Origin of the sequence: Methylobacterium sp. J-026 (assembly GCF_022829585.1) — a bacterium.
In the GTDB taxonomy this organism is placed as follows: Bacteria; Pseudomonadota; Alphaproteobacteria; order Rhizobiales; family Beijerinckiaceae; genus Methylobacterium.
Window position 1 is genome coordinate 1 of record NZ_JAKSYC010000001.1, and the last position, 2,613, is coordinate 2,613.

The following is a 2,613-nucleotide window of genomic DNA, read 5'->3' on the forward strand; positions in this document are numbered from 1 at the left end:
GCCGGCGGCGGCGTAGGGGGCCGGGACGCCGAAGGTGGAGTTGTTGTTGCTGCGGCTGCTGGCATCGAACGCGTAGCCGGCGTTGATACCGAAGTAGGCGCCCGTCCAGGTGAACACCGGCACGGGGGTGAACACCGGCGGCGGGGCGGCGCGGCGGGGCAGGTCGGCGGCCGAGGCGGCGGCCGTCAGGGCGGTGAACGCGGCCAGCGAGGTCAGGAGCTTGGTCATAACGTAAGGTCCAAATTTCGATCTGACGATAAGGCTACCGGTCCGTAGATGAAATGGCTGTAGTTTTACGGACACACTGCCGGCTGATGACGTGAGACGGTATAGTAAACCGTCCATGAACATCCGTTGCACGGTCGAAATACATTGCGATGTGCACGACCAGGCGGCGTAACATCTCGGCGGTGGTTTGGTTGCGGCACCCCGTGACTTTGGCCCGTGGCTGTTGCCGAGATGCTACAGAAGCGATCCGCCGCCCTGCCACAGAATTGGCCCGCCATCGGGTGTTCAGCCCCATCATGCCGATCCGGCCCGAGCACCGCTTTTTCTATCCGATCGACTGGCGCGAGCTGTCGCTGGCGATCCGCTTTGGTCGGGCAAAGGGCTGCTGTGAGGGCTGCGGACGGCCGCATGGGCGGATGGTCTACCACCTCGGCGACGGGCGCTGGTGGGACGCCGAGGCCAGCCGGTGGCGCGATGGATGTGGCAGGCGGATCCGTCTCGGGCTGGGTGCCGACATCCTCGGCCGCGCTCGCCGGACGTGGGTCGTTCTAGCCGCCACGCACAGGGATCACGATACCTCGAACAATGCGGACGCCAACCTCGCGGCCTTCTGCCAGCGCTGCCACATGATCCACGATCGGCCGGAACATCAGAGGCGACGCTGGCGCACGCTGTTCCGGCGGAAAGCGCTCGGTGACCTGTTCGGGGGCCCCTACGGTTAAGAGATGTCACTCAGAACCAGCGTCACTTCGGGTCCACGCTCACGTTGTGGGCTATCACCCAGCCATGGTCACACGGTCCGGTGTACGTCTGCTCGACGGGTACGAGGATCGTGGTCCGACAGCCAAGTAGCGCTGAGCCGTAGACGACCCCCAACCACGGCCCAAGCTTCTCGCAGACCAAGACCATGTCACCGTTGTGCAGGCGCCCGATCTCACGAAATGGCGCTTCACCCGGCCCGCTCTGTACCGGCAGGAAGCTGTCCGGCTCCGATCCGACTTCGACTACGCGTCCATTCTCCGGACAGGCATCGTCGCCGATCGATCCGTGCATGAGGATCGGCACATTCAGAGGTGCTGTCTCAGCAAGGGCCAGACTGGGCAGTGTGAGCGCGAGAAGTAGCCCAAGTCGTGACGCCGTTAGGCATAGGGATTTGGCGCGTTGAACTCCAGAACCACGCACCGTTGATCTACTTGCCGCCGCCGGCCTTGTAGGCTGTGATGGCGCGACGGCAGTTCTCCGAGATCTTGTCGATGTTCTTCTGGAAGCAGGCATCCATCTCAGGACTGTTTGGGTCGTTGCCCGTGCAGAACGTCACCGCATCACCGGAGCAATAAGTCTTCAGATCCTTGTTGCCCCGCGTCGTCTCCGGCGCAGCGTTTGCGGCCCCACTTGATGCGACAAGGCTAGATGCGAAGCCGAGAGCTATGAGGGTGGTGCGCATGTCGGCTCCCTGTTGCCTAAGATGGCGGTATCGAGAGCACATCGGTTTGTCCGATCCAAGCACCGCTGACCGCCTTTCTGCAGACTCGAGCGGGCAGGAAGATGGCGCTGCCGGGATTTGCTCAGCGGCACCAAGAGGCGGCACCACACCACCGGATGGGACCCTTATCGATGGCGCCTGTTGTCGTGGGATCAGCGGACGGCCGGTGCGCTATCGCTCGTTCAGTAGGCCTGTTGGCCTCCATCAGCATCACGGCCGAGAAGCAGCAGAGCGCCAGGGCGGCAATCCAGAGAACGCCTCTCAGGGTTCGGGTCGTTCGCTTGGACATATCGACGACGGTGACGGTCGTCGGTTAGCGAACCCTTGCACGCCCACGATGCGTCCGGCGGGCGCTTGGGACCAAACCTGCGCGCCGGCGATTGTCGAGGGCCGTGAGCCGGCGCCTGCGGTCTCCAGTCCCGCCGCCGCACCGGCCCTCACACGTCAGCCAGCGCCATGACCGCCCTTGGCGTTGTCGGGTTGGGGCGTAACCGGCCGGTTGTCGTAGCCGCCGCTCTCGGGACCCTCACCGGCATCAGGCTCGGGGCTGCCTGGCGAATTCGGGCCACTGCTGCCTACCGCCGGATCGAGCTTCTTCAGTTCACCGATCGGCCGGCCTGGGGGCACGGTCCCGAAGGCTTCGCGTGCCGCGTCTACATCCGAGCCCATGTTGGCCTCCGTTGAAATTGTGGGAGGCCAAGGCGCGGGGTCTGATCGAAGTTCCCGGGAGGACTTTTCGGCGGGAGCCTTAGTCCGACAGCACGGCGACGAGCGAGAACGATGTAGCGAGTACGAACGTGCCTACGACGAGGGATGAGATGAGCAACATGGGAGGATTTGGGGGCTGAATGGCTATGCTTCCTCAATGTCTGAGGGCCACCCCCAGTTGCAACTTATGTGTG

General features: G+C 63.9%; 3 protein-coding genes and 1 pseudogene. 1 reads left to right on the forward strand and 3 read right to left on the reverse strand.

Annotation, left to right across the window (positions count from 1 at the left end; all coding sequences use genetic code 11):
• A pseudogene (locus MKK69_RS00005) lies at positions 1-228 on the reverse strand (porin family protein); the annotation flags it as partial.
• A 296-nt stretch (positions 229-524) separates the two neighbouring features.
• Between MKK69_RS00005 and MKK69_RS00010 the strand changes: the two are divergent.
• Positions 525-950, forward strand: a complete 426-nt coding sequence (locus tag MKK69_RS00010) for a hypothetical protein (protein WP_243964584.1) — start codon at positions 525-527, stop codon at positions 948-950.
• Between the two features lie 467 nt (positions 951-1,417).
• Here the strand turns inward: MKK69_RS00010 and MKK69_RS00015 are convergent, their stop codons facing one another.
• Positions 1,418-1,672: a 3',5'-cyclic-nucleotide phosphodiesterase gene (locus MKK69_RS00015; RefSeq protein ID WP_243964580.1), complete on the reverse strand. Its 255-nt coding sequence runs from the start codon at positions 1,670-1,672 to the stop codon at positions 1,418-1,420.
• A gap of 483 nt (positions 1,673-2,155) precedes the next feature.
• Positions 2,156-2,380, reverse strand: coding sequence for a hypothetical protein (locus MKK69_RS00020; RefSeq protein WP_243964582.1), 225 nt, complete (start codon positions 2,378-2,380; stop codon positions 2,156-2,158).
• Between the last annotated feature and the right edge of the window lie 233 nt (positions 2,381-2,613).